This window comes from Streptomyces sp. NPDC048496, assembly GCF_043200055.1.
Classification (GTDB): domain Bacteria; phylum Actinomycetota; class Actinomycetes; order Streptomycetales; family Streptomycetaceae; genus Streptomyces.
Genome location: NZ_JBICXB010000007.1, coordinates 44,984 through 70,402 on the forward strand (window position 1 = coordinate 44,984; position 25,419 = coordinate 70,402).

30 protein-coding genes are annotated in these 25,419 nt (G+C 70.6%); 18 read left to right on the forward strand and 12 right to left on the reverse strand.

The features are described 5' to 3' along the window. Positions 1-3 precede the first annotated feature (3 nt). Complete coding sequence (mshD, locus tag ACGFSA_RS09990) at positions 4-939, reverse strand: mycothiol synthase (RefSeq protein WP_393302352.1); 936 nt, start codon at positions 937-939, stop codon at positions 4-6. A gap of 332 nt (positions 940-1,271) precedes the next feature. On the opposite strand from mshD, the gene ACGFSA_RS09995 reads away from it, so the two are divergent. From ACGFSA_RS09995 to ACGFSA_RS10005, 3 genes are read left to right on the forward strand one after another with little or no spacing between them, the layout of a single operon-like run. After that, positions 1,272-3,107, forward strand: coding sequence for a bifunctional metallophosphatase/5'-nucleotidase (locus ACGFSA_RS09995; RefSeq protein WP_393302355.1), 1,836 nt, complete (start codon positions 1,272-1,274; stop codon positions 3,105-3,107). A gap of 56 nt (positions 3,108-3,163) precedes the next feature. Next, positions 3,164-3,448, forward strand: coding sequence for a DUF302 domain-containing protein (locus ACGFSA_RS10000; protein WP_393302358.1), 285 nt, complete (start codon positions 3,164-3,166; stop codon positions 3,446-3,448). After that, positions 3,445-3,603 (forward strand): hypothetical protein, encoded by a 159-nt coding sequence (locus tag ACGFSA_RS10005; RefSeq protein ID WP_393302361.1) that lies wholly within the window; start codon positions 3,445-3,447, stop codon positions 3,601-3,603. Before ACGFSA_RS10000 ends, ACGFSA_RS10005 begins: the two co-directional genes overlap by 4 nt. 242 nt (positions 3,604-3,845) lie before the next feature. Here the strand turns inward: ACGFSA_RS10005 and ACGFSA_RS10010 are convergent, their stop codons facing one another. The 6 genes from ACGFSA_RS10010 to ACGFSA_RS10035 form a co-directional block, all read right to left on the reverse strand. Beyond that, positions 3,846-5,267 (reverse strand): sensor histidine kinase, encoded by a 1,422-nt coding sequence (locus ACGFSA_RS10010; protein ID WP_393302364.1) that lies wholly within the window; start codon positions 5,265-5,267, stop codon positions 3,846-3,848. After that, positions 5,264-5,995, reverse strand: coding sequence for a response regulator transcription factor (locus ACGFSA_RS10015; RefSeq protein ID WP_393302367.1), 732 nt, complete (start codon positions 5,993-5,995; stop codon positions 5,264-5,266). Before ACGFSA_RS10015 ends, ACGFSA_RS10010 begins: the two co-directional genes overlap by 4 nt. A gap of 86 nt (positions 5,996-6,081) precedes the next feature. Continuing rightward, entirely contained in the window at positions 6,082-6,255 is a 174-nt protein-coding gene (locus ACGFSA_RS10020) for a hypothetical protein (RefSeq protein ID WP_393302370.1), read from the reverse strand. A gap of 11 nt (positions 6,256-6,266) precedes the next feature. Next, the gene (locus tag ACGFSA_RS10025; protein ID WP_393302373.1) at positions 6,267-7,397 is read right to left on the reverse strand and encodes a S1C family serine protease; all 1,131 of its coding nucleotides are present in this window, start codon (positions 7,395-7,397) and stop codon (positions 6,267-6,269) included. 318 nt (positions 7,398-7,715) lie between these two features. Then, on the reverse strand, positions 7,716-8,738 hold the full coding sequence (locus tag ACGFSA_RS10030; protein WP_393302376.1) for a LacI family DNA-binding transcriptional regulator: 1,023 nt from the start codon (positions 8,736-8,738) through the stop codon (positions 7,716-7,718). A 24-nt stretch (positions 8,739-8,762) separates the two neighbouring features. Next, positions 8,763-9,563, reverse strand: coding sequence for a winged-helix domain-containing protein (locus tag ACGFSA_RS10035; protein ID WP_393302380.1), 801 nt, complete (start codon positions 9,561-9,563; stop codon positions 8,763-8,765). A gap of 313 nt (positions 9,564-9,876) precedes the next feature. Between ACGFSA_RS10035 and ACGFSA_RS10040 the strand changes: the two genes are divergently transcribed. From ACGFSA_RS10040 to ACGFSA_RS10075, 8 genes are all read left to right on the forward strand, one after another. Beyond that, positions 9,877-10,770, forward strand: coding sequence for an alpha/beta hydrolase family protein (locus ACGFSA_RS10040; RefSeq protein ID WP_393302383.1), 894 nt, complete (start codon positions 9,877-9,879; stop codon positions 10,768-10,770). A 41-nt stretch (positions 10,771-10,811) separates the two neighbouring features. Next, on the forward strand, positions 10,812-11,066 hold the full coding sequence (locus ACGFSA_RS10045; RefSeq protein WP_393302386.1) for a MoaD/ThiS family protein: 255 nt from the start codon (positions 10,812-10,814) through the stop codon (positions 11,064-11,066). 10 nt (positions 11,067-11,076) lie between these two features. Further along, complete coding sequence (locus ACGFSA_RS10050) at positions 11,077-12,450, forward strand: hypothetical protein (protein ID WP_393302389.1); 1,374 nt, start codon at positions 11,077-11,079, stop codon at positions 12,448-12,450. A 135-nt stretch (positions 12,451-12,585) separates the two neighbouring features. After that, positions 12,586-13,302: a DUF2993 domain-containing protein gene (locus ACGFSA_RS10055; protein ID WP_393302392.1), complete on the forward strand. Its 717-nt coding sequence runs from the start codon at positions 12,586-12,588 to the stop codon at positions 13,300-13,302. Positions 13,303-13,514: 212 nt separating this feature from the next. Further along, complete coding sequence (locus ACGFSA_RS10060) at positions 13,515-13,622, forward strand: putative leader peptide (protein ID WP_393302395.1); 108 nt, start codon at positions 13,515-13,517, stop codon at positions 13,620-13,622. 144 nt (positions 13,623-13,766) lie between these two features. Further along, entirely contained in the window at positions 13,767-14,612 is an 846-nt protein-coding gene (locus ACGFSA_RS10065; protein WP_393302398.1) for a sulfurtransferase, read from the forward strand. A gap of 47 nt (positions 14,613-14,659) precedes the next feature. Continuing rightward, a complete protein-coding gene (locus tag ACGFSA_RS10070) occupies positions 14,660-14,947 on the forward strand; it encodes a DUF1416 domain-containing protein (protein WP_393302401.1) in 288 nt (95 codons plus the stop codon). Positions 14,948-15,093: 146 nt separating this feature from the next. Further along, positions 15,094-15,354 carry a DUF3099 domain-containing protein gene (locus tag ACGFSA_RS10075; protein ID WP_366691807.1) on the forward strand — a complete coding sequence of 87 codons (261 nt, stop codon included), beginning with the start codon at positions 15,094-15,096 and terminating at the stop codon, positions 15,352-15,354. 72 nt (positions 15,355-15,426) lie between these two features. On the opposite strand, the gene ACGFSA_RS10080 is transcribed toward ACGFSA_RS10075, so the two are convergent. Then, on the reverse strand, positions 15,427-15,789 hold the full coding sequence (locus ACGFSA_RS10080) for a DsrE family protein (protein ID WP_393302404.1): 363 nt from the start codon (positions 15,787-15,789) through the stop codon (positions 15,427-15,429). Between the two features lie 68 nt (positions 15,790-15,857). On the opposite strand from ACGFSA_RS10080, the gene ACGFSA_RS10085 reads away from it, so the two are divergent. From ACGFSA_RS10085 to ACGFSA_RS10100, 4 genes are all read left to right on the forward strand, one after another. Then, entirely contained in the window at positions 15,858-16,133 is a 276-nt protein-coding gene (locus ACGFSA_RS10085) for a hypothetical protein (protein WP_393302406.1), read from the forward strand. A gap of 279 nt (positions 16,134-16,412) precedes the next feature. Beyond that, on the forward strand, positions 16,413-16,985 hold the full coding sequence (locus tag ACGFSA_RS10090; protein WP_393302409.1) for an FABP family protein: 573 nt from the start codon (positions 16,413-16,415) through the stop codon (positions 16,983-16,985). Between the two features lie 65 nt (positions 16,986-17,050). Further along, positions 17,051-17,533 (forward strand): Fur family transcriptional regulator, encoded by a 483-nt coding sequence (locus ACGFSA_RS10095; RefSeq protein ID WP_393302412.1) that lies wholly within the window; start codon positions 17,051-17,053, stop codon positions 17,531-17,533. A gap of 219 nt (positions 17,534-17,752) precedes the next feature. Continuing rightward, the gene (locus ACGFSA_RS10100) at positions 17,753-18,718 is read left to right on the forward strand and encodes a YgfZ/GcvT domain-containing protein (protein ID WP_393302415.1); all 966 of its coding nucleotides are present in this window, start codon (positions 17,753-17,755) and stop codon (positions 18,716-18,718) included. A gap of 232 nt (positions 18,719-18,950) precedes the next feature. Here ACGFSA_RS10100 and dtd read toward each other — a convergent pair whose 3' ends face one another. Next, positions 18,951-19,400 carry a D-aminoacyl-tRNA deacylase gene (gene dtd / locus ACGFSA_RS10105; RefSeq protein WP_393302418.1) on the reverse strand — a complete coding sequence of 150 codons (450 nt, stop codon included), beginning with the start codon at positions 19,398-19,400 and terminating at the stop codon, positions 18,951-18,953. 117 nt (positions 19,401-19,517) lie between these two features. Here dtd and ACGFSA_RS10110 point away from each other — a divergent pair, with 117 nt between their 5' ends. From ACGFSA_RS10110 to ACGFSA_RS10120, 3 genes are all read left to right on the forward strand, one after another. Next, entirely contained in the window at positions 19,518-20,138 is a 621-nt protein-coding gene (locus tag ACGFSA_RS10110; protein ID WP_393302421.1) for an ABC transporter substrate-binding protein, read from the forward strand. Positions 20,139-20,186: 48 nt separating this feature from the next. Next, complete coding sequence (locus ACGFSA_RS10115; RefSeq protein ID WP_393302424.1) at positions 20,187-21,161, forward strand: asparaginase; 975 nt, start codon at positions 20,187-20,189, stop codon at positions 21,159-21,161. 72 nt (positions 21,162-21,233) lie between these two features. Further along, the gene (locus ACGFSA_RS10120) at positions 21,234-22,484 is read left to right on the forward strand and encodes a GNAT family N-acetyltransferase (RefSeq protein WP_393302427.1); all 1,251 of its coding nucleotides are present in this window, start codon (positions 21,234-21,236) and stop codon (positions 22,482-22,484) included. Between the two features lie 156 nt (positions 22,485-22,640). Here ACGFSA_RS10120 and ACGFSA_RS10125 read toward each other — a convergent pair whose 3' ends face one another. The 3 genes from ACGFSA_RS10125 to ACGFSA_RS10135 form a co-directional block, all read right to left on the reverse strand. Then, a complete protein-coding gene (locus ACGFSA_RS10125; protein ID WP_393302430.1) occupies positions 22,641-23,423 on the reverse strand; it encodes an ABC transporter permease in 783 nt (260 codons plus the stop codon). Next, positions 23,420-24,409, reverse strand: coding sequence for an ATP-binding cassette domain-containing protein (locus tag ACGFSA_RS10130; RefSeq protein ID WP_393302825.1), 990 nt, complete (start codon positions 24,407-24,409; stop codon positions 23,420-23,422). Before ACGFSA_RS10130 ends, ACGFSA_RS10125 begins: the two co-directional genes overlap by 4 nt. 81 nt (positions 24,410-24,490) lie before the next feature. After that, positions 24,491-25,348, reverse strand: coding sequence for a DUF4097 domain-containing protein (locus ACGFSA_RS10135; protein WP_393302433.1), 858 nt, complete (start codon positions 25,346-25,348; stop codon positions 24,491-24,493). Between the last annotated feature and the right edge of the window lie 71 nt (positions 25,349-25,419).

Sequence of the window (25,419 nt, forward strand, 5' to 3'; positions counted from 1 at the left end):
GGCTCAGGACTCCGCGCGGTACATCAGGTCCACCTCATGGGTGGCGAAGCCCATCCGCTCGTACACGGCCAGGGCCGCCGGGTTGTCCGCGTCGACGTAGAGCATCGCGGTCGGCAGCCCCTCGGCGGCGAGGTGGCGCAGCCCGATCGCGGTGAGCGCCTTGCCGAGGCCGCCGCCCTGCGCGTCGGGCCGGATGCCGACGACGTACACCTCGCCGAGTTGCTCCCCGGCGTGCACCTTCGTCCAGTGGAAGCCGACCAGCTCGGTCCCGCCCTCGGTCTCGCGCTCGGCCAGGAAGAACCCCTTCGGGTCGAACCAGGGCTCGCCCTTGCGGTCGTCCAGGTCGCGCTGGGTGAGCGATCCCTGCTCGGGGTGATGGGCGAACGCGGCACTGTTCACGGCGAGCCAGGCGGCGTCGTCCTGGCCGGGCACGAAGGTACGGACGGTGACGCCCGGCGGCAGTACGGGCTCGGGGATGTCCAGCGGGCTCAGCGGGCGGCGCAGCTGGCGCAGCTCGCGGAAGAGGGAGAGGCCCAGGACCTGGGCGAGATGGCGGGCGGCGGACTTCCCGCCGTGCGCCCATACGCGCAGCCGCTTCCCGGTCGCGGCGAGCAGCGCGGCGCCCAGCGCACGGCCGTGCCCCTGCCCGCGGTACGCGGGATGCACGACGAGCTCGGCGGCGGGCGCCTCGACGGGGTCGGTGTCCTCGAGCTGCGCGTACCCGACGAGGGTTCCCGAGCTGGTGAGCAGAAGGTGCCGTACGCCCTCCCGGCGCCCGCCCCGCAGTTGCAGTCGCCCCTGCTCGGAGACCGCGGGCCTGCCGTCGGCGCGGGCCGCGTCGCCGAGCAGGTCGAGGACGGCTCCGGCCTGGTCGGGAGAGAGCACGTCGAGCGTCTGGATCTCGCGTCCCGGAGCGGGGAGGGGTACATCAGTCGTCATGCGTACGAGCGTACGGCGGGGCGGGGTGCTGGTGGGGCTGAGCGAGGCGTTGCGGCCTCGATCGGCGGTGTGCGGTGCGGGTCGGACCGCCTTCGCGGGGTGAGCGCGGCCGTCGGCCGGTCCCGGCCCGTCGGCCCCGGCGTACCGGACTGCGGTGACCTGTATGCCGTGACGTTCCTGTCTGCGTATGGGTGCCATAGGGGTGAAGTGCGGTGATAGGCACCCTTACTGACCACAAGGCAACCAGTTCGTAACTCGAAACACCTGTCGCGCTACGCGCGTTGACTCTAGGCTCCGAGCCGAACCCTCCCGCTGAATTCATTAGGGGACCCATGTCAGCGACACCGCACAAGAACCGTGCGTCGAGGCGAGTGCTCGCCGCCGCGGCCGGGCTGGCCACCGTCGGCGCGCTCGTCGCCGCGATGCCGGCCGATGCCCAGAGCCTCGGTAACGGCCAGGCACACCACGAGCCGGCCAACACCGTCGACGTCCAGCTGCTCTCCTTCAACGACCTGCACGGCAACCTGGAGCCGCCGGCCGGTTCGGCCGGCACGGTCACCGAGAAGCAGGCCGACGGCACGACGAAGACGATTCCGGCCGGCGGTGTCGAATACCTCGCCTCCTCGCTGCGCGCCGCACGCCAGGGCCACCCCTTCTCCATCACTGCGGCCGGTGGCGACATGGTGGGCGCGAGCCCGCTGCTGTCCGGCCTCTTCCACGACGAGCCGACCATCGAGGCGCTCAACAAGATCAAACTCGATGTGACGACCGTCGGCAACCACGAGTTCGACGAGGGCGCCACCGAGCTGGCCCGCCTCCAGAACGGCGGCTGCCACCCGGTCGAGGGGTGCTACGAGAAGGGCACGAAGTTCCAGGGCGCCGACTTCCCGTACCTCGCCGCCAACGTGACGGACGAGAAGACCGGCAAGCCGATCCTCAAGCCGTACACGGTGTGGAAGAAGAACGGCGTCAAGATCGGCTTCATCGGGGTGACCCTGGAGGGCACGCCGAACATCGTCACCGCCAACGGCGTCAAGGGCCTGAAGTTCCACGACGAGATCGAGACGGTCAACAAGTACGCCAAGGAGCTCGACCAGCAGGGCGTGAAGTCCATCGTCGCCCTCATCCACGAGGGCGGGGCCCCGGCCTCCACCTCGTACAACTACGGCTGCGACAGCCCCGGCGCCGGCGACGGCATCTCCGGGCCGATCGTGGACATCGCCAAGGGCATCAGCCCGAAGGTCGACGCGCTGATCACGGGCCACACGCACCAGGCGTACGTGTGCACCGTGCCGGACCCGGCGGGCAACCCGCGCCTGGTCACCTCGGCGTCGTCGTTCGGCAAGCTGTACACGGACACGACCCTCACGTACGACCGCCGCACCAAGGACATCGTGCGTACGTCGGTGAAGTCGTCGAGCTCCTCGAACCCGACCTCGGCGAACCACGTCGTCACCCGGGACCAGCCCAAGGCCACCGACATGACGGCCCTGATCGCCCGCTGGAACACCCTCGCCGCGCCCATCGCGAACAGGCCGCAGGGCTACATCTCCGCCGACATCAACGGCCGCGGTTCCACGGCCCCCGAGAAGCCGCTCGGCAACCTGATCGCCGACGCGCAGCTCGAGGGCCTGGCCCCGGCGGACAAGGGCGGGGCGGTCGTCGCCTTCATGAACCCGGGCGGTATCCGCGCGGACCTGGTGTACAAGTCGACCGGCAATGAGGGCGACGGGGTGGTGACGTACGGGGAGTCCTTCACCGTGCAGCCCTTCACCAACATGATGAACGTCGTCGACCTGACCGGCGCCCAGCTGATCGCCGCACTCCAGCAGCAGGTCAGCGGCTCCAACGAGGCCAGCCCGAAGATCCTCCAGGTGTCCAAGGGGCTCACCTACACGCTGGACATGACGAAGACCGGCGCGGCTCGCGTCGTCGTCGACACGATCAAGCTGAACGGTGCGGCGATCGACCCGGCCAAGACGTACCGCGTCGCGATGAACGAGTTCCTCGCGGGCGGCGGCGACGGCTTCGCGGCACTCGGCCAGGGCACCAACAAGCTGGTCGGCCCCTCCGACCTGGACCTGTTCAACGCGTACCTGTCGGCCCACTCGTCGGCAGCGGCACCGCTGGCCCCGCCGGCCACGGACCGGATCACGGTCGTTCAGTAGGTCCTGCGGGACACGCAGTGCCCGTACGCGGGTGAGTGAGCGGGGCGGTGGGCCGGATGGTCCACCGCCCCGCCCGTGCCGGGCTGGAACTCCGTACGACCGAACTGCTCATCTTCGGCAAGCCCGAGGGCGGCACGCGCCTGGTGCAGGACAAGCAGACCGCCTGCATCGACCTTCCGGTGAAGGCGCTGGCCTGGCAGGACGCCGTCGGGGTCACCTGGGTGACCTGCAACGACGCCTCATGGCTCGCCGCACGCCACGGGCTGGGGCCGGAGAGCCAAGCCGGTGTCGCGGCACTGGAGGTGAGCACGGTGGCCGCGTCAGCCGACCGACATTCGTGAAGATTCTTGACGAGGGAAACATCCCCTTCGCCCGTCCCGGGCGTCATCGCAGAGTGCTGCTCGCGGATGTTCTCGACTACCAGGAGCAACGTCGCTCCCAGCGGCGTCGCGGCCTCGACGAGCTGACCGAGGAATCCGGCCTCTACGGCAACTGACTCACTGGAGCACCGTGCAGCGCGTAGTCCTGGACACCTGCGTTCTTTTTGGCCCCCGCGGACGTGCTTCATGTGCTCCGGCGGCAGGTCGCTGGCTACCGGAGCGAACCCCGCGACCTGCACGGGCTCCTCGACAGAGCCGGACGCCGGGGGCGCACCGCAGTTCGCGGCAGAGGTGCGCAGGAGGCTCTGACCGCCGACTGCTGTCTCGTCCCAGGATCTGACCGGACGCCGGGGGCGGCTCAGAAGTTCTCCGGCGGCGGCTGCGGTGCGCCCGGCAGGCGGATCGAGGCCTCCGTGCCGCCGCCCGGCGACGGGTTCAGCGCGACCTCGCCGCCCGCCTGCTGGACCGTGCGTGCCACGATCGACAGGCCCAGTCCCGAGCCCGGCAGCTGGCGGGCGGAGGGGGAGCGCCAGAAGCGTTCGAAGACGTACGGGAGCTCCTCGGCCGGGATGCCGGGACCCTGGTCCACCACGGTCAGCTCGCCGCCGCGCAGGGCCACGGCGACCGTGCCGTGCTGCGGGCTGAACTTCACCGCGTTGTCGAGGACATTGACGACCGCCCGCTCCAGCGCCGCCGGCTCGGCCCTGACGTACCACGGTTCGAGGTCCGCGGTGATGGTCAGCTCGGGGCCGCGGAGCCGTGCCCGCTCCAGCGCGGCGGAGGCGATGTCGTGCAGGCCGACGACCTGGAGCGGGCCGGGCTGGGCCGCGTCCGGGCGGGCCAGTTCCTGGAGGTCGCCGATGAGCGACGCCAGCTCCGTCATCTGCGCGGTGACCGACTTCATCAGCGCCCTGCGGTCGTCGGGCGGGATGGGCCGGCCTGTCTCGTCGCTGCGGGCGAGGAGTTCGATGTTGGTGCGCAGGGACGTCAGCGGCGTCCGCAGCTCGTGGCCGGCGTCCGCGATCAGCTGGGCCTGACGGTCGCGGGAGCTGGCGAGGGAGGCGGTCATCGAGTTGAAGGAGCGGGACAGCCGGGCGATCTCGTCCTCGCCCTCGACCGGGATGCGGAGCGAGAGGTCCTCGGTGCGGGCGACATGCTCGACGGCCTCGGTGAGCTCGTCGACGGGGCGCAGGCCGGTACGGGCGACCCAGAGACCGGCGGCGCCCGCGCCGATGACGCCGATGCCGGACACGATGAGGAGGACGACGGCGAGCTGGTTGAGGGGGTCGGTGACCTGATCCATGGGCACCGCCACGGAGACGGCGAGGCCGGGCCTGATGTTAACGGCCGGGCCGATGTTAACGACCGAGGTGTAGACGCGCATCTTCGTCCCGTTCTCGGTCCTCGCCGAGTGCAGGGCGTAGTCCTGCTGCCCCTCGGCCACCGCGATGTCGGCGGGGCTCACGGGGAGTGCCGTCTTCTTGGGGGCGATGCACACCGCGCCCTGGGAGTCGACGAGCTGAACGGTGTACCCGCTGGTGAACGGCCGCGGCGGCAGCAGGGTGGCGCCGCCGCAGTACTTGTACAGGTCTGTCAGGTATCTGTCGTCGACCTTGGAACTGCGCAGCGAGTTGTCCATCTGCTGGTCAAGTTGCGCCTTCGTCACGAACCAGCAGGCCGCCGCGACCGCCGCCACCGCGACCGCCACCGCCGTCGCCACCAGCAGCGCGAGCCGGGAGCGCAGCGGCAGGGCACGGAACCGCCGCACGAGGCCTATCACGCGTCGCCCCCGCCGGCCCGCAGCGCGTACCCCACGCCCCGCACCGTGTGCACGAGCCGCGGTTCGCCGCCCGCTTCCGTCTTGCGGCGCAGGTACATCACGTACACGTCCAGGGAGTTGGAGCTCGGTTCGAAGTCGAAGCCCCAGACCGCCTTCAGGATCTGCTCGCGGGTCAGTACCTGGCGCGGGTGGGCCAGGAACATCTCCAGGAGCGTGAATTCGGTCCGGGTCAGCTCGACACGGCGCGAGCCGCGGGTGACCTCGCGGGTGGCGAGGTCCATCCGCAGATCGGCGAAGGACAGCACATTGTCGTCGGGGACATCGCCGCCCGCCGCGGCCGCGTACGAGCTGCGGCGCAGCAGGGCCCGGATGCGGGCGAAGAGCTCGTCCAGTTCGAAGGGCTTGACCAGATAGTCGTCGGCCCCGGCGTCGAGTCCGGTGACGCGGTCGCCGACGGTGTCGCGGGCGGTGAGCATCAGGATGGGCGTGGTGGTGCCGGTGGCACGGAGGCGGCGGGCGGCGGTCAGACCGTCCATCCGCGGCATCTGGATGTCGAGCACGATCAGATCGGGGGCGTACGACTCCGCCCTGGCGAGGGCGTCGAGACCGTCGACGGCGACCTCGGTGCCGTACCCCTCGAACGCGAGACTGCGCTGCAGGGCCTCGCGCACGGCGGGCTCGTCGTCGACGATCAGGATGCGCTGCGGATCGTCTTCGGCGGGGCTCATTGCTCGTCGTCCTTTTCTCTCTGCTGCCGTGGTGCTGTCTTCTCAGCCTCGCACGACCGTCGCGTCAGCCTCGCACGACCGTCGCGTCAGCCTCGCACGACCGTCGCGCTGCGGCGGGCGGCGCGGCGTTTCCGGCCGGTGGTGCGGGTGGTCGCACGGACCTCCGGCGAGCGCCGCGCCACGGCGGCGAACTCCGCCGCGAGCATCAGCGGCAGCGCGAGGGCGGCCGGGCCGGTGGGGGTGTCGGAAGGGTGGTTCATGGCTGATCTCCTCAGGAGCTGTTGCCGGACCGCAGGGTGTCCAGGTCGGCCTTGAGCGTGTTTACCGGGATGGCGAAGCCGAGGCCGACGCTGCCCGCGCCGGCGCTGTTCGAGCCGTCGGACGAACTCGCGGAGTACATCGCGGAGTTGATGCCGATGATCTCGCCGTTCATATTGATGAGCGCACCGCCGGAGTTGCCGGGGTTGAGCGAGGCGTCGGTCTGGATGGCCTTGTAGGTGGTGGTGGAGTTGCCGGTGTCGCCGTTGAACTGCTGCCCGCCGAACTCGAACGGCCAGACGCCGCGGCCCCCGCCCTGCTGTCCCTGGCCGCTGTCGCTGTCCTTGGCGACGGTGACATCGCGATCCAGCGCGGAGACGATGCCGCTGGTGACGGTGCCGGTGAGGCCCTCGGGCGAGCCGATCGCGACGACCTGGTCACCGACCTTGAGCGAGGAGGAGTCGCCGAGCGTGGCCGTCTTCAGCCCGCGCGCCCCCTCCAGCTTGATGAGCGCGAGGTCCTTGTCGGCGTCCGTACCGACGACCTTCGCGGTGTACGTCCTGCCGGTGCTGAGCGTCACCTTGATCGCCCCGGTGCCCGCGATGACATGGTTGTTGGTGACGATCTCGCCGTCGGAGGTGATGATGACGCCGGACCCGGTGGACTGGCCCGCGTTCGAGCTCGCGACGATCTCGACGATCGTCGGCGACACCGCCTGCGCCACCCCGGCGACGGTGCCTGCGCTGCTCTGCGAGACGGTCGTGCCGCTGACCGCACTGCTGCTGCCACTGCCGCTGGAACCGGAGTCGGTGAACTGACCGATGACGGTGGCGGTGGCACCACCGACGACCGCCGCCGCGACGGCCACGGCCGTCAGGAGGGCGACCGGCCGTCCGACCCGGCGCCTGCCGCGCGCGGGCGGCTGGGGTGCGGGCTGCGGCAGCCCGTGGAAGTCGCCGTAGCCGTCGTCACCGCCGCCACTGTGACCGTCGGCGCCGCCGCTGCCGGGCCACACGGTCGTCCCGGGACCCGCGGCGACCGGCTGCGTCGGCCGGTACGAGGGCGGCGGCGGGTAGGCCGCGTCGCCGTTGCCGTACGAGGGGTGCATCGGGTACTCGCCGCTCGGGCGCTGGCTCTCAGTCATGTCTACGACTGTGTCCAGCGAACATGAGAGAACCCTGAGCGTGCCCTGAGAAGCCCGACAGAACCGTGTATGCCCCATGTAAGAGCCACCGGGAACGTCGTACGGGTGGGCGGAAGGCGAGCGCCCCGGGCCGGGGAAGTGCCCCGTCTACCGGCCCTGGGCCGTCGGCTCCCCGCTCCCGCACGAGCGCCGCACCCCCGGCGCCGACGGGAACTGCTTCAGCCGCACCCGCACGAGCGCCGCACCCCCGGCGCCGACGGGAACTGCTTCAGCCGCACCCGCACGAGCGCCGCACCACCAGCGCCGACGGGAACTGCTTCAGCCGCACCCGCACGAGCGCCGCACCACCAGCGCCGACGGGAACTGCTTCAGCCGCTCCCGTCGTGAGCCCGAGACCCGCAGGGAGTCGTCGAGCACCAGATCCACCGCGGCCCGGGCCATCGCCGGGCGGTCCGAGAAGACCGTCGTCAGCGGCGGATCGGTCAGCCCCGCTTCCTTCACGTCGTCGAAGCCCGCCACCGCGAGCTCCCCGGGCACATCGATCCGCAGTTCGCGCGCGGCCCGGAGCACCCCGAAGGCCTGGTCGTCCGTCGAGCAGAAGATCGCCGGGGGCCGGTCGGGACCGGCGAGCAGTCCGAGCGCCACCCGGTAGGCGTCGTAGCGGTTGTACGGGGCCTGGAAGAGCCGGCCCTCCGTGGAGCGTCCGGACTCGTGCATCGCCCGTCGCCAGCCCTCGACGTGGTCTGCGACCGGGTCGCCGACCGCCGGGGTGGATTCCATGCCGCCGAGGCACGCCACGTACGCGTTGCCGTGTTCGAGGAGGTGCCGGGTGGCGAGCTGAGCGCCGCCGATGTCGTCGGTGACGACCGCGACGTCGTCGATCGCCTCGGGCCGCTCGTGCAGCAGCACGACCCGGGCGTCCCATGCCTCCACCTCGGCCGCGGCCCGCTCGCTGGGGCCCTGGCTGACCAGGATCAGTCCGGAGACGCGCATACCGAGGAAGGCGCGGAGATAGTGGACCTCGCGCTCGTCGCGGTAGTCGGAGTTGCCGACGAGAACCATTTTCCCGCGCTCGGCGGCAGCCTGTTCGACCGCGTGCGCCATTTCCGCGAAGAAGGGCTGGCGGGCGTCCGGAACGATCATCCCTATGAGGTCGGTCCGCCGCGAGGCCATCGCCTGGGCGACACGGTCGGGCCGGTAGCCCAGGTTCTTGATCGCGGCGAGTACCCGCTCGCGCGTGGCCGGGGCAACCGGCCGGGGTCCGTTGTTGATGACGTAGCTGACGACCGCGGTCGACGTCCCCGCCAGTCTCGCCACATCGTCCCGCGTCACCTTGGCCACGCGCGGCAGTCTACGCGGATGGACCTACCTGCCGGCAGGCCGGATCCGGGCATCTTCCACGACCTCGGCCACGGAGGGCCGCCCCGAACGGGTGGGTGGTTCGGCGGCCGCCTTCGCCGCCTGGGACTTCGCCCCCCCGGCGGCGCGCTCCACCTTCTCCGGTGCGACGAAGCGGTAGCCGACGTTGCGGACCGTGCCGATCAGCGACTCGTGCTCGGGGCCGAACTTGGCGCGCAGCCGCCGGACATGGACGTCGACCGTCCGGGTACCGCCGAAGTAGTCGTAGCCCCAGACCTCCTGCAGCAGCTGGGCGCGGGTGAAGACGCGGCCCGGGTGCTGTGCGAGGTACTTGAGCAGTTCGAATTCCTTGAAGGTCAGGTCGAGGACCCGGCCCTTCAGTTTTGCGCTGTAGGTCGCCTCGTCGACCGAGAGATCACCGCTGCGGATCTCCATCGGGGAGTCGTCCGAGGTGAGCTGCTGCCGGCCGGTGGCCAGCCGCAGCCGGGCCTCGACCTCGGCCGGTCCCGCGGTGTCCAGCAGCACGTCGTCGATGCCCCAGTCCGCGGTGACGGCTGCGAGACCGCCCTCCGTCACGACGAGTATCAGCGGACAGCCAGGTCCGGTGGACTTCAGCAGCCGGCACAGCGACCGCACCTGCGGCAGGTCGCAGCGGCCGTCGACCAGGATGACGTCGGCACCCGGCGTGTCGACGAGAGCGGGTCCCTCCGCAGGGGCGACCCGCACGCTGTGCAGCAGGAGGCCGAGAGCGGGAAGCACCTCCGTCGACGGCTGAAGAGCGTTGGTCAGAAGCAGCAGTGAACTCATCGGCGCCCACCTGCCCGGGTCGTCGGTCGATGATCGTGCACGATGTGCTTGCCTTGCTCGCCCATTACGTCGGTCCTCCTCGTTCCCTGCGAGAGGGGCACTCCCGGGTGGGGCCCGGGGGAGATCTGTGCGGCACTTCTTCGTACGTTTGTCGTGCTGCTGCCGTACGACGATTGTCATACGTGTTTTATGGTGCGGTCCCGCGCCCCGGGACCGCTGAGCTTGTCGAAACGTCGTCGTAACAACGCGCGTAAAGCACAAAAGGACCCGGGGGCTGCATTGCCCGGATCCTCTTCCCAGCAGAATAGCCCACATGAGTTCTGTGTCCGAGAGTTCGTTTCGCAGTTCTTCTGTTTGCTTGATCACGCCGGGAGTCCGGCGCGCCACATTGCGGACGGATGACGGGCTGCCGATCGAAGCGGTGTACGAACCGTGTACGACCGGTGCCGCCTCCGGCGCCGATGCCGGGGACGCCGGCCCGGCGATCGTGGTCGCGCACGGATTCACCGGTTCGCTGGACCGGCCCGCCGTGCGGCGCGCGGCGGGGGTGTTCGCCCGGCGTGCTGCCGTGATCACGTTCTCCTTCCGGGGGCACGGAGGATCCGGTGGCCGGTCGACGGTCGGTGACCGCGAGGTGCTGGATCTGGCGGCCGCGGTGGCGTGGGCGCGCTCGCTCGGACACCGGCGGGTGGTGACGGTCGGGTTCTCGATGGGCGGGTCCGTGGTGCTCCGGCACGGGGCGCTGTACACGGCTCCCGGAACCTCTCCGGACACGGCACAGCTCGCTCGTCCGGTTCCCGCGCACAGGGGGCGGATCGAAGCGCACGCGGACGCGGTGGCAGCCGTGAGTGCTCCCGCCCGTTGGTACTACCGGGGTACGGCCCCGATGCGGCGCCTGCACTGGGTGGTGACCCGGCCCACCGGCCGGCTGGTCGGCCGGTACGCCTTCCGCACCCGGATCGACCGCAAGGAATGGGACCCCGTGCCGCTCTCCCCGGTCGAGGCGGTCCCGCTGATCGCCCCGGCGCCGCTGCTCATCGTGCACGGCGACCAGGACCCCTACTTCCCGCTCGACCACCCCCGCATGCTCGCCGACGCGGCACAGGGCGGTGCGGAACTGTGGCTGCGGCGCGGCATGGGGCACGCCGAGAACGCGGCGGACGAGAGCTTGCTCACCCGGATCGCGGACTGGGCGGTGGCGGAGTGATTCATCATGGACAGCTGACGCGAGACGAAGGGAGCGTCGCCATGCCAGCGGGAACCATCCGCTACTGGGCCGCCGCCAAGGCCGCCGCCGGGACCGCGGAGGAGCCGTACACAGCCGCGACGCTCGCCGAGGCGCTCGACGCGGTGCGCGAGCGGCACCCCGGTGAGCTCATCCGAGTGCTGCAACGGTGCTCGTTCCTGATCGACGGTGAACCCGTGGGGACCCGCAGCCATGAGACCGTACGCCTTGCCGAGGGCGGCACGGTCGAGGTGCTCCCGCCGTTCGCAGGAGGGTGAACCGCAGCACATGAGCAACAGCGATCAGCAGCATCCGTACGGGCAGGAGCCCGGGACCGGGACCGGTCACGGGTACGCCAACGGGTACGGAAACGGGTACGGAAACGGGTACGGAAACGGCCAGGAACCGCAGCCGTACGGGCAGCAGGTCCCGTACGACCCGAACCAGGCGTTCCAGGGCCCCGGGGTCGCACAGACCTGGGAGGGCCAGACCTGGGACACCCAGTACCAGCCGGCCGTCCAGCCGACGCCGCAGCCGCAGCAGCCCCAGTACGAGCAGCCGCAGCAGTATGCGCAGCCCTACGCCCAGCAGTACGAGCAGCCTCAGTACGAGCAGCCTCAGTACGAGCAGCCCCAGTACGAGCAGCCCCAGTACGAGCAGCCGCAGTACGAGCAGCCCCAGCACCAGCAGCCCCAGCAGCCCCAGCAGCCCCAGCAGCCGTACCCGGCGCAGGCGCCGCAGCAGCCCGTCGCGGCCGCCGCCGGCCCCGCCGGATATCCGATCCCGCAGGGCGCCTCCGGCTCGTACCCGCTGCCCCCCGAGGTCCCGGCCGCCCCGGCACCGGACGCGGCGGCCGCGCGTGACGCCTCCGGCTACAGCGCGCCCACCACCGTGGGTAACAGCCGCATCACCGACGCCCAGCGCGCCCGCGCCGAGGGCCGTTCGCCGATCATCGCGCCGGGGATGCAGCCGGCGGCGATCACCGCGGGGCTCGGGCTGCTGCTCGCCCTCGGTGCCGCGATCGGGCAGTACGCGCTCTTCGTACCGCTGGTGCTCCTCCAGGCCGTGACCGCCGCCGGCTGGTTCCGGCTCAACGGCATGTGGCCCGCCCGGCAGGGCATCGCGCTCGCCTTCGCCGGCGGGTTCGTCGCTGATGTCGTGCTGCTCGTCGCGGGCCGGGAGAACGCCCCGGCGGCGATCCTCGGCACCCTCGGCATCTGGGTGCTGCTCACCGTCATCCTGCAGCTGCGCAGCCACGCGGGCGCCGACGAGCGGATGTACGGGCTGATGGCCACCGTCGCCTCGGCAGCCCTGGCGATCCTTGCCGCCGGGCATCTCGCGGCGGCGCCGGACGCCGTGACGGCCGGCTGTGCGGCTGTCGCGGTCGCCGTGCTCGTCCGGGCGCTGCCGCTGCCCGGACCCGCCTCGGTCGTGGTGGCGCTGCTCGCCGCCGCGGGTGCCGGTGTCGCGGTCGGCGGACTCACCGACCTCGGCGCGAAGGGCGCCTTCCTCGGGTTCGCGGCCGGTGGCTGCGCGCTGATCGGGCTGCGGGTGGCGAGCTACGACTACCCGTCACGTTTTGTGCACATGACGGCCGGGGTGGCGCTGCCGCTCACCGCTGCGGCCCCCGCCGTGTATCTGATCGGCCGCGCGGTCTCCTGACCCGCGGGACCCGCCGCGGACCGGGAACCGCGGAGGGGCTCCGGCTCGTCGATCACCCCGGGCGTGCCGTGCAGCCGCAGCAAGCTCACGGGCGCCAGGGGGTCCGGGCGGACGCGGGGTGGGGGAAGAACGGGCATGCGTGCACTGCGAATACTGCTGGTCATCGTGGTGGTCCTGGGTGGCATCTTCATCGTCGTCGACCGGGCCGCGGTGTACTTCGCCGAGTCCGAGGCGGCGGGCCAGGTCGAGGTCATCGGGGGCACGGTCGACTCGACGGACGTCTCCATCAGGGGTTTCCCCTTTCTGACCCAGGTCGCCGGATCGGCACTCGACCAGGTCGACATCAGGCTCACCGGCATCGAGACCGCCGCCGGCGGGCGCAGGATCCGGATCAGCGTGATGAACGCCGAACTCCACCACGTCACGCTGGCCGACGGCTTCTCCAGCGCCATCGCCGCCCGGGCCACGGGCACGGCGACCATCTCGTACGAGGATCTGACGCACGCGGCCGACGACGGCGTCGTCGTCGAGTACGGCGGCAACGGCAAAGTGAAGGTGACCGGCGCCATCGACATCCTCGGCCGCACCCTCACGCGCAGCGTGACCTCCACCGTCACCCTCGTCGACGGCCGCACCGTGCGGGTGCACGCGGACGAGGTGCCGGGCGAGGGCATCCCCGGACTCGAAGGCCTGGTGCGCAGGAAGACCGACTTCGAGCGGGAGATCGGCGCCCTGCCGAGCGGGCTGAAGCTGCAGCGGATCGAGCCGACGAAGGACGGTCTGGAGATCTCGGTGACGGGCTCGGACATCCGACTCGCGGGATATCGGACATCCGACTCGCGGGATAGATGAACCGCGTGCAGGCTGGGTAGGGCATTCCACAGCCGTTGCGCCACATAGTGAGACGGACCCGTCCGATCCGCAGATGACCGAGCGGCGCGCTCCTCCCGGTGCCGGTCTCTGCGGCACCGGGATCGCTCGACTGTCCCGCATTGCGGACGATCGTGTCTCAAGATGCGACACGACGGTGACATGTCCGCCCGCACGTCCCTACGATCGGTCCTATGCAGTGCACTATCAGCGGCCTCCGTCAGCGGGGCCAGGCGGATCTCACGAAGCGGCGGGCAGTAGACCTGTGCCGCGTCGCCGCCATGCTCTGTCGCACTGTCTGAGCGGGATCGTCGCATCCCGCATTCCCCCGGCCCTTCGACCGCTGTCAGGGCCCATTTCCGTGCATGTGTGTACGTGCAGAAATGCGCCCCCGTACATCCGCACCCCGCGTCATCTCGCCGCAGACTGCCCCGGAGGAGAAAAGAATGAGCCGCAGTGACGTCCTCGTAGACGCCGACTGGGTCGAGGCCCACATCGACGACCCGAAGGTTGCTCTTGTCGAGGTCGACGAGGACACCTCGGCGTACGAGAAGAACCACATCAAGAACGCGATCCGGATCGACTGGACCAAGGACCTCCAGGACCCGGTCCGCCGTGACTTCATCGACCAGGCCGGCTTCGAGAAGCTCCTGTCCGAGAAGGGCATCGGCAACGACACCACGGTCGTGCTCTACGGCGGCAACAACAACTGGTTCGCGTCCTACGCGTTCTGGTACTTCAAGCTCTACGGTCACCAGGACGTCCGCCTGCTCGACGGCGGCCGCAAGAAGTGGGAGCTCGACTCCCGCGACCTGGTCGACGGCGACCAGATCCCGTCCCGTCCCGCCACCCAGTACAAGGCCCAGGCACAGGACCAGTCGATCCGCGCCTACCGCGACGAAGTGGTGGCGGCGATCGGCAACCAGAACCTGGTCGACGTGCGTTCGCCCGACGAGTTCAGCGGCAAGCTGCTCGCCCCGGCGCACCTCCCGCAGGAGCAGTCGCAGCGTCCGGGTCACATCCCGACCGCGCGCAACATCCCGTGGTCGAAGAACGCCAACGACGACGGCACCTTCAAGTCGGACGACGCGCTCAAGGCCCTCTACGAGGACGAGCAGATCGACCTGTCGAAGGACACCATCGCGTACTGCCGCATCGGTGAGCGCTCCGCCCTGACCTGGTTCGTGCTGCACCAGCTGCTCGGCCAGGAGAACGTCAAGAACTACGACGGTTCGTGGACCGAGTACGGCTCCCTCGTCGGCGTGCCGATCGAGCTCGGCGCCAACAAGTAACTCCGCGACCTGGACCAGCCCGACCCCGACCAGAAGGACAGAACACCATGTGTGGAGCAAAGGCCGGCGGCCCCGACGCTTCGACCATCAAGCCCGGTGAGACCACGATCCAGGGCAGCGTGACCCGCGACGGCGAGCCGGTGACCGGTTACGTCCGTCTGCTGGACTCGACCGGCGAGTTCACCGCGGAGGTCCCGACCTCGGCGACCGGACAGTTCCGCTTCTATGCGGCCGAGGGCACCTGGACGCTGCGCGCCCTCGTCCCGGGCGGCACCGCCGACCGCACGGTCGTCGCGCAGACCGGTGGCCTCTCCGAGGTGGCCATCGCCGTCTGATCCGCGGCACAGATCGGCCGGAGGGCCGTACCCCAGGGGGTTGGACGCCTTCTGAACCGGGGTACGGTCCTTCGCGCCGTCCACAGGGTGTGCGCGGGCCCGTTCGCGCCGGGTGCACGGGCCGGGATCGGGCCTACGCTTGAGTTATGTACGCCCGGCGCCGTCGCCGCTACTTCCTGATGATGGGCGGATGCATAGTCCTTTTCGTCTCCGCCTGGGCCTTCGTGCGGCTCTGGTCGATGCCCGTCGCCGTCGGAATGTGCGTGGTCGCCATGGTCATCCCGCCCGTCGCGGCGATGGTCGCCAACCGGCGGGGGCCGGAGGACCGCTGGTGGGACGATCCGTCCGGCGACCCGCAGTCGGACGAGTGGTGGGACGAGCTCGACGGCAAGAAGCGCCGCCAGTAGCAGAACCGTCCGTCGTCGGCAGGAAGTGCCGTCAGTGGACGAGGGCCTGGACGCCCTCGGCAGGAAGTGCCATCAGTAGACGAGGGCCTGGACGCCGTCCGCCATGACCTCGCTGACGAAGACCTGGGCGCCCGCGATCCGTACGCCTTCCAGTACGTCGTTCTCGGTGATGTCGCGCCGAGCCGCGCACTGGGTGCAGAGGGTGATCAGGCCGCCCGCCTGAATCGACTCGATCAGGTCCGGCAGCGGTGCGGCGTGCGGAAGTTCGAACTCGGCGGCGCGGCCCGGCAGGGCGAACCACGCGGATTCGCCGGTCAGCCAGAGCGAGACCTCCACACCGCTGGCGACGGCGACCGCCGCCACCGTGAACGCCTGCGAGCAGCGCTCGGCGGAATCGGCACCTGCGGTCACCTTGATCACGAGCTTCTTCGGCATATGCCGAACTGTAATCGTCGGCCGCACAAACCCACCCCACCGCCATGGGTCAGTTGGGTGCGCAGGTAATGGAGACCTCCGAGAACTCGTCCATCGGTGCTCAGTTCGGCGGGTCGCCCCGTACGGACTTCGACGAGACGTGGTCGGGCAGCGGGCGGGTGGAAAACACCGCGGCCTCTGTGTACGCCGAGGGCAAGCCGTACGGTTCCGAGCAGGTCCGCCACGCACATGTGCTCTCCGGCGACACGCTCGCCCTCGTCATCCAGTCCCGCAAGGGGAAGGCCGGCACGGAACGCGTCCCGTTCCACCAGACGCTGATCCTGCAGAACCAGCTGCTGGGCTGACCCGCACGCCGGGGAGCCCCTTCCCTCGGCACGCCCCGAACCGTCGCGCCGGGCCCCTACCCATTAGGCTGGGGCTCGGCCCCGTATTGCCGCCATACCGCTCGTTATCGCTCGTCCGAGGAGCTCCCGTGCTTGAGGCATTCTTCTCCACCCTGCTGGTTCTGGTCTGCGTCGGCGTTCTTGCCTTCGCGGCCCTGACCGTGAAGAAGCTGTACCAGGGCCAGCGCTGACCCGAGTCCGCACCACTCACCACTCCCTCACAGATCGTCTGAGCCGCTCATGATCGAGATCCCGTCCGACCTCCACCCGGACCTCGTCCCGCTTGCCTTCCTGCTCGGCAACTGGGCGGGCGCGGGTGTGTCCGACTTCCCCGGCGCCGAGAAGTGCAACTTCGGCCAGGAAGTCTCCTTCAGCCACGACGGCCGGGACTTCCTGGAGTACGTCTCGCACTCCTGGGTGCTCGACGCCGAGGGCAACAAGGTCAAGCCGCTGGAGACCGAGTCCGGTTACTGGCGCATCGACAAGGACCGCAAGGTCGAGGTCGTCATGTCCCGCGACCAGGGGGTCATCGAGATCTGGTACGGCGAGCTCGCCCACCAGAAGCCGCAGATCGACCTGGTCACCGACGCGGTGGCGCGGACCGCGGCCTCCGGCCCGTACAACGGTGGCAAGCGCCTCTACGGCTATGTGAACAGTGACCTGATGTGGGTCGGGGAGAAGGCCACCCCCGACGTGGAGCTGCGCCCGTACATGTCGGCGCACCTGAAGAAGGTCGTCACCCCGGAAGAGGTCGAGGCGATGGCGAAGAGCCTCGGCGACCTGCCGGACGACGGCATCGCGTTCTTCAAGTAGCCGCACGCCTTCCAGGTACGCGCACGACCTGCGGTCAGGTGGTCACCCGGTCCTACACTGGGCCTGTGGTGAGCACCGACTGGAAGACCGATCTTCGGCAGCGCGGCTATCGGCTGACGCCGCAGCGGCAGCTTGTCCTGGAAGCCGTCGACACACTGGAACACGCGACGCCCGACGACATCCTCGCCGAGGTGCGCAGGACGGCGTCCGGTGTGAACATCTCGACCGTCTACCGGACCCTGGAGCTCCTGGAGGAGCTCCAGCTGGTCAGCCATGCCCATCTGGGGCACGGGGCGCCGACGTACCACCTGGCCGACCGCCACCACCACATCCATCTGGTCTGCCGGGACTGCGCGGACATCATCGAGGCCGATGTCGACGTCGTCGCCGAATTCACCGCGAAGCTGCGGGACAGCTTCGGCTTCGAGACCGACATGAAGCACTTCGCGATCTTCGGCCGCTGCGCCGGCTGCACGGCGAAGGCGGCGGCCGGTGAGCCGGGCGATCGAGCGGCCGATCGGCCCGGGCCGCCCGCGTCCGCGCAGTAACGGCCTCCCCACGGCAGGGAGTGGGCTCCCGGCGCCCTGCCACTCCTCCCCCAAGCTCTCGGCTTCGCTCGAGCAGGGAGGGACCCCCTTCCGCGTTGTCGTCGGTCACCGACGCTCCGCGTCGACTCCGTCCTCCGCCTTGCCATCGAAGCCGCACTCCGCTCGCTGATCCACTCCCTACCGCGGGGGAGGCCGTGAACCGAGTCGTACGCTGGTCGCATGAAGAGCCCCCTGCTGTCCCTGCCCGGCGCCGTCCCCGCCGAGGGCCGCGACGAAGGCGTCGCCGCGCACTACGGTGACCTGTTCCGCGAGCAGCGAGCCCTCGCCGACGGCACCGGCCTCGTCGACCTCTCGCACCGCGGCGTCGTCACCGTCACCGGAAGCGACCGGCTGGCCTGGCTGCACCTGCTGATCACCCAGCACGTCAGCGAACTCGCCCCGGGGGAGGCCACCGAGGCGCTGATCCTCACCTCGCACGGGCACATCGAGCACGCCCTCTATCTCGTCGACGACGGCGAGACGGTGTGGATGCACGTCGAACCGGGCACCCAGGGCGACCTGATCGCCTATCTGGACTCGATGAAGTTCTTCTACCGGGTGGAGGTCGCCGACCGCACCGAGGACTTCGCCGTCGTGCACCTGCCGGCCGGCTCCATCGCGGAGGTCCCCGAGGGCGTCGTCGTACGGGAGGCGCCGCACGGCCGTGACCTGTTCCTGCCCCGCGCCGACCTGGAGACCTACGCCGCCGAGAACGGCCCGGTGGCCGGCATCCTGGCCTACGAGGCGCTGCGCGTCGAGGCTCACCGCCCCCGGCTCGGCTTCGAGACCGACCACCGCACCATCCCGCACGAGCTGGGCTTGATCGGCACCGCCGTCCACCTTCAGAAGGGCTGCTACCGCGGTCAGGAGACCGTGGCCCGGGTGCAGAACCTGGGGAAGCCGCCGCGTCGGCTGGTCTTCCTGCATCTGGACGGCAGCGACGTGATCCTGCCCGGACACGGCACCCCGGTGCGGCTCGCAGCGGACGGGGCGGAGGGACGCCAGCTCGGCTTCATCACGACGTCCGCCCGCCACCACGAGCTGGGCCCGATCGCGCTGGCGCTGGTCAAACGGAACGTGGCGGTGGACGCGGAACTACTCGCGGGGGACACCGCGGCGGCCCAGGAGACGGTCGTCGAGCCGTAGATGCGCTACGCACGGCCCGAACCCGGCTCAGAGCCTGTCGGGTGACCTCTGATCGGGCGGCCACGCCCTGGCGCGCACGCTTCCCGCGTTGCCGAAATGCCCTAGTAGCTCCTTCCCCAGGCTCTCAGCTTCGTTCGAGCAGGGGAGACCTCATCCGAGGACCTTCCAGCGCCTTGGAATCGCACGCACCAGACCGCGTCCGCTTTCCGATCGAAGGTCACCCGACAGGCTCTCAGACCTCGATCAGTACGGTGAACGGGCCATGGTTCGTGAGCGAGACCCGCATGTCCGCTCCGAACCGGCCCGTCTCCACCTGCGCGCCCAGCGCCCGCAGCTGCGCCACCACCTCGTCGACCAGCGGTTCGGCGATCTCGCCGGGCGCCGCGGCGTTCCAGGTGGGCCTGCGCCCCTTCCGGGCGTCCCCGTAGAGAGTGAACTGCGAAATCACCAAAAGCGGTGCATTCACATCGGAGCAGGACTTCTCACCCTCCAGAATGCGCACCGACCAGAGCTTGCGGGCGAGCTGCGCCGCCTTCTCCACGGTGTCCCCGTGGGTGACTCCGACCAGCACACACAGCCCTTCGCCGACGATTTCGCCGACCACCTCGGGCCCGTTTCCGTCGCTCGCGCCGTCGGCCACCGTGACGCTCGCGCCGTCCACTCTCTGTATCACCGCACGCATACAGACCAACCTATCTTGGGCTGAACGGGTACAGAGCATCTGCATAGGCACGGTGTGGGGTGGCACCATGCACGGGAGGCGGTGTGCCGACGCACCGGTCGAGGGGATGGACAGAGCATGAGTACATATGGAACCGGGCAATCCCCCGGTGTCGTACCCGTCACGCGTGCCGCCGCCGGGACCAGTACGGGTACCAGCACCATGCGTCCGCCCGTGCAGCGGACCGGTCCCGGCCCGGGTGACGGCCTGCCCGGGCCCTCGCAGCCGGAGCTGGGCGCCCTGCGACTGCCGGAACTGCGCGCGCTGCGCCGTGACGCGCAGCGCGATGAGGCAGACCTCAGTTACGTACGCCGTCTGGTCCAGGGGCGGATCGACATCCTGCGGGCCGAGCTGGCCCGCCGCCGGGCCCCCGAGACACCGGTCGTGGACCGGCTCTCCGAAATCCTCGCCGACACCCCGTCGCGGCACCGCTCGTCCGCGCGGCACGTGACGCTGACCACGCCGCGGAGCGACGAGTTCCGCCGGCTGGCCGCCGAGACACTCGCCGAGGTCGAACTCTCCGACCTCGACGCCCGTACGGACGCAGAGCTGGACGCCGCGATGGGACGGCTCGTCCGCTACGAACAACAGGTCTCCCGCCGCCGTCACCGGCTGCAGTGCACCACGGACGATTGCAGCGCGGAGATCGCCCGCAGGTACCGTGACGGGGAAGCACAAGTAGACGACCTGCTCGCCTGAAGCGATCCTTCCGGGGCGGGTCCCGCACAGCCCCGGAAGGCCGCCACGATGAGCTCCACACCCTTCATATCCCCGGCGGCCCCCGCGCTGCCCGTTCTGGCCGAGGTCGTACGGTCCGGCTTCGTCGAAGGCCACCACCGGGGCTCGCTGGTCGTGCTGGCCGCCGACGGCAGTGTGGAGCAGGCGCTGGGAGACCCGGCCGCGGCGGTCTTCCCGCGCTCCTCGAACAAGCCGATGCAGGCCGCCGCCGTGCTGCGGGCCGGGCTCGACCTCTCCGGGGAACGGCTGGCGCTGGCCGCCGCGAGCCACTCGGGCGAGGGGTTCCACCTCGATCTCGTACGCAAGATGCTCGCCGAGCACGGACTGACGCCGGACGATCTGCAGACCCCGCCCGATCTGCCGCTGGACCCGGCGGAGGCGGAGACCTATCTTGCCGCGGGCGGCGTCCGCGAGCGGATCACCATGAACTGCTCCGGCAAGCATGCGGCGATGCTCGCGGTGTGCGCACGCAACGGCTGGGACCCGGCGACCTATCTGGACCCCGCCCACCCGCTCCAGCAGCTGGTCCACCAGGTGGTCGAGGACGCGGCGGGCGAGCCGGTCACGGCGGTGGGTACGGACGGCTGCGGGGCCCCGCTGATGGCGATCAGCCTGGTCGGTCTGGCGCGGGCGTTCCGCTCGTTCGTGCTGGCCGAGGCGGGCACCGCGGAGCGCCGGGTGGCGGATGCGATGCGCGCCCACCCGGAGTACGTCGCGGGTACCCGGCGCCCCGACACGTGGCTGATGCGCGAAGTGCCGGGCACGCTCTCCAAGATGGGCGCGGAGGCGGTCCAGGCGGTGGCGCTGGCGGACGGCCGGGCACTGGCATTCAAGATCGACGACGGCGGCGGGCGGGCGCTCGGCCCGGTGCTGGCCAGGGCGCTGGAGCTGCTCGGCATCGACGCCCCGGTGGTGGACCGGATCGGCCGGGCGCCGCTGCTGGGCGGCGGCGCGGAAGTGGGCGTGATCCGGGCGGCGTTCTGACCGTCCGGGTTCCCCGGGGATGCCCGGAAAACCTGGCGACATTCCCCGTCCCGCATGCCTAGCCTGGGGCGCATGAGCCTTGAGATCCGTACCGTCACCGAATCCGAGTTCCCCAACTGGCTGCGCGCCGTGAACACCGGCTTTCTGCGCCCGCCGACGGTGACGGACGGGGAGATCGCGGGCCGCCTCCCGCACATGGATCTGGCCCGTACCCAAGGGGTGTTCGACGACGGGCGGTGCGTGGCGTCGTTCCGGTCGATCGCGCAGGAGCTGACGGTCGTCGGCGGCGCCGCGGTGCCGTCCGACGCGGTCACCAACGTCACGGTGTCGCCCACGCACCGCCGGCGCGGGCTGCTCAGCCGGATGATGGCCACGGACCTGGCAGCGGCGAAGGAGCGCGGCGACGTGGTCGCGACACTGATCGCCGCCGAGTACCCGATCTACGGGCGGTACGGGTTCGGCCCGGCCACCTGGACCACCGAGTGGGAGATCGACGTCCCCCGGGCCGGCCTGGACCCGCGCTGGTCGGGCCCGTCCGCGGCGGACGGCGGCCGGATCGACCTGGTGGACGCGGCGGACGTGCGCAAGCTCGGCCCCGCCCTGCACGACCGGCTGCGCGCCCGGCAGCACGGCGTGGTCAGCCGCGGAGACCGCTGGTGGCAGCTGAACACCGGCGAGGACCTGCCCGTGCCGGGTTCATGGACGGAACCGTTCTACGCGGTGTACCGCAACGCGGACGGCGAGGTCGACGGCCTGCTCGTCTACCGCGCCGACGACAAGTGGGGCGATGCGAAGCAGCCGCTGAACCGGGCGTCCGTCGTCGGTCTGATCGCCGAGACGCCGGCGGCGGAACGTGCGCTGTGGCACTTCGTCTGCTCGATCGACTGGGTCACCACGGTCCGCTCCGGCTACCGCGCCCCCGACGACCTGCTCCCCCTCCTCCTCCCGGACCCGCGCGCGGCCCGCGTCGTCACGCAGGCGGACTGGATGTGGGTGCGCGTCCTGGATGTCGTACGAGCCCTGGAGGCACGCGCCTACGCCGTGCCGGCCACCCTGACCCTGGACGTCCACGACCCGGCCGGCCTGAGCGGCGGCCGCTTCCGCCTGAACGCCTCCCCGGACGGCGCGTCCTGCACGCCGACCACGGAGAGCGCCGATCTGGCCCTGGACGTACGGGAGCTGGGGACGCTCTACCTCGGCGACGAATCGGTGCTCCGGCTCGTGGCACTGGGCCGGATCGACGAACTCACGCCGGGCGCGGCGGCGGTGGCGGACGGGGTGTTCCGGGCGGGACGGCGCGCCTGGTGCCCGGATGTGTTCTAACGGCCTCCCCCGGTTGCCCCGTTGACCCGCCGGGGTGCTCCTCCAACGGCCTCCCCCACTCCCTGTCGTGGGGGAGGCCGTAAGTGCGGACATGCAAGGGCGGGGTGCTCACTCCCTGCCGGTGAGTGAGCACCCCGCCCCTGTGCGTTCCGGTGCTCAGCGCGTGGTGCCGCTGTTGAAGAGCGAGCGCGACCAGACGTAGCCGACCAGGGCGATACCGGCGCACCAGGCCAGCGAGATCCAGCCGTTGTTGCCGATCTCCGAGCCGGAGAGCAGGCCGCGCAGTGTCTCGGTCATCGGCGTGAACGGCTGGTACTCGGCGAACCAGCGCAGGCCCGGCGACATCGACTCGGCCGGCACGAACGCCGAGCCGAGGAACGGCAGGAACTGGACGAGCAACGGCTTGTTGCTCGCCGACTCGACCGTCTTGGAGATCAGGCCGAGCGCCGCGGACAGCCAGGTCACCGCGAAGGCGATGGCCGTGAGGAGGCCGGCCGCGGCCAGCCACTCCAGCGGGGTCGCCCCGGACCGGAAGCCGACGGCGAGCGCGACGCCGACGACCAGCACGGCGCTCACCATCGTCTGGATGACGCTGCCGATGACATGCCCCGTCATGAACGACGAGCGCGTGATGTTCATGGTGCGGAAGCGGTTGATGATGCCCTCGGTCATGTCGGAGCAGACCGCGATCGAGGTCGACATCGAGCCGGCGGCCACCCCCATGATGATGATGCCGGGCGTCAGGTAGTTCAGATACGCGTCCCGGCCGCCGCCCATGCCGGCGCCGATCGAGTCGCCGAAGGCGTACACGAACAGCAGCAGCATCAGGATCGGCGTCATGGCGGCGCCGAACCCCACGGACGGATAGCGGATCGCGTGCTGCAGATTCCGCCGCAGCATCGTCATCGAGTCGTGCACGGCGTAGGTGAGGGTGCTCATCGCAGGGTCTCCTTCACGTGGAGCGCGGTGTTGGTGCTGCCGTCGCCGGTCAGGGCGAGGAACACGTCGTCGAGGTCGGGGGTGTGCACGGAGAAGTCGGCGGCGCGGATACCGGCGGCGTCGAGCCGGTCGAGCAGGGAGCGCAGCGCGTCGAGGCCACCGTCGCCCGCGATGCGCAGGGCGAGCTCCTCGCCGTCGCGGGCCGCGCCGGGGAAGGCGGCGGCCGCGCGCTCGTACTCGTCGGGGTCGGTGAACCGCAGGCGTACATGGCTGCCGGGGATCTGCGCCTTGAGCTCGTCGGCGGTGCCCTCGGCGACGATCCGGCCTCCGTCGAGCACCGCGATCCGGTCAGCCAACTGGTCGGCCTCCTCCAGGTATTGCGTGGTGAGGAAGACGGTGACGCCGCCGGCGACCAGTGAACGCACGGTCTCCCACATGGTGCGGCGGCTGCGCGGGTCCAGCCCGGTCGTCGGCTCGTCGAGGAAGATCACCTGCGGGTCGCCGACCAGCGTCATGGCGAGGTCGAGCCGGCGCCGCATGCCGCCGGAGAAGGTCACGGCGCGCTTGTGCGCGACGTCCGCAATCTCGAACCGCTCCAGCAACTCCTTGGCCCGCTTGCGTCCTTCGCGCTTGCCGAGCCGCAGCAGGTCGGCCATGAGGAGCAGGTTCTCCTCGGCGGTGAGCAGGTCGTCGAGCGCGGCGAACTGCCCGGTGACGCCGATCGCGGCGCGCACACCGTCCGGCGCTGTGGCGACGTCGTGGCCCGCGACCTGGGCCTGCCCGCCGTCGGCGGAGATGAGTGTGGACAGGATCTGCACGGTGGTGGTCTTGCCGGCGCCGTTCGGTCCGAGCAGCGCGAACACGGTGCCGGACGGGATCCGCAGGTCGATGCCGTCGAGGACGGTCTTGTCGCCGTACGACTTGCGCAGATCGACGGTGGAGACGGCGGTGGGCGGCTGCTGGCCGTCCTGCCTGGGCATGGGCATGACAGAAGAAGGCATGGGGCCCTCCCATTCGAAGGCGTGATGAGCGGTGAAGTGGCCTTGGTTGTAAGGAGAGTGGGCGGGTCAGGCCCGGGCGCGGCGGATGTCGATGTTGCCGTAACGGGTACGGGCTTTGACCTCGACCCTGTCCTCGGTCTCCTCCGGGCTCTCGGACGCGGTGAGCGCGTTGTGCACCTGGCCGGAGCCCGAGCTGGCGTCGAGCCAGGCGGCCGTGCCCTCGCGGATGCCGATCTCGATGGCTCCGTAGGAGGTCTCCAACTGGACGGTGCCGCGGGTGACTTCGTCGAGGCGCAGGGTGCCGTGGGCGGTGGTGGCGGCGACCGATCCCTCGGCGCGCTCGATGAGGATGTCGCCGTTGGCGCCGCTCACGCGCAGATCGCCCAGGGCGTCGCCGACGGTCGTGGTGCCGTGCGAGTTCTTCAGGACGGCGGTGCCGTCGACGGTGCCGACGCGCAGGCTGCCGGAGCTGGTGGTGATCTCGGCGGGCCCCTCGACGCGGTCCACGGTGATGCTGCCGTGGGACGCGGTCAGGTGCAGCGGCCCGGTGGTGTCGAGGCGGACGTCGCCCATCGAGGTCTTCACACGGACCTCGCCGAGCCGGCCCTCGCCGTGCACCTGGGCCCAGGCGCCGGTCATCTCCACCTGCGAGCCCGTGGGCAGTTCGACCGTCACGTCGACGGTGCCGGTGCGCCCGATGAGATAGCGCTGCTTGGGCGTCCTGATGGTCAGCAGGCCGCTCGCGTACCCCACGTCGGTCTGCTCGGCTGCCCGTACGTCCTGGTCCTTCTTCGGGTCGCGCGGCTGCACATCGACGAGGGTGTCGAGCCGGTCAGCGGCGATGAACCGGATGGATCCGGCGTCCACGTGGGCGGTGACCGAGATCGGTTCGGGAGTGTCGAAAGGAGCGTCGAAAGAAGGCATGGCTGTCCCGTCCTCTTGGGTCTTCGCGGCGTCCCTGCTGGTGGGACGTGGTGTGGGTGAAGTGGGGCGGG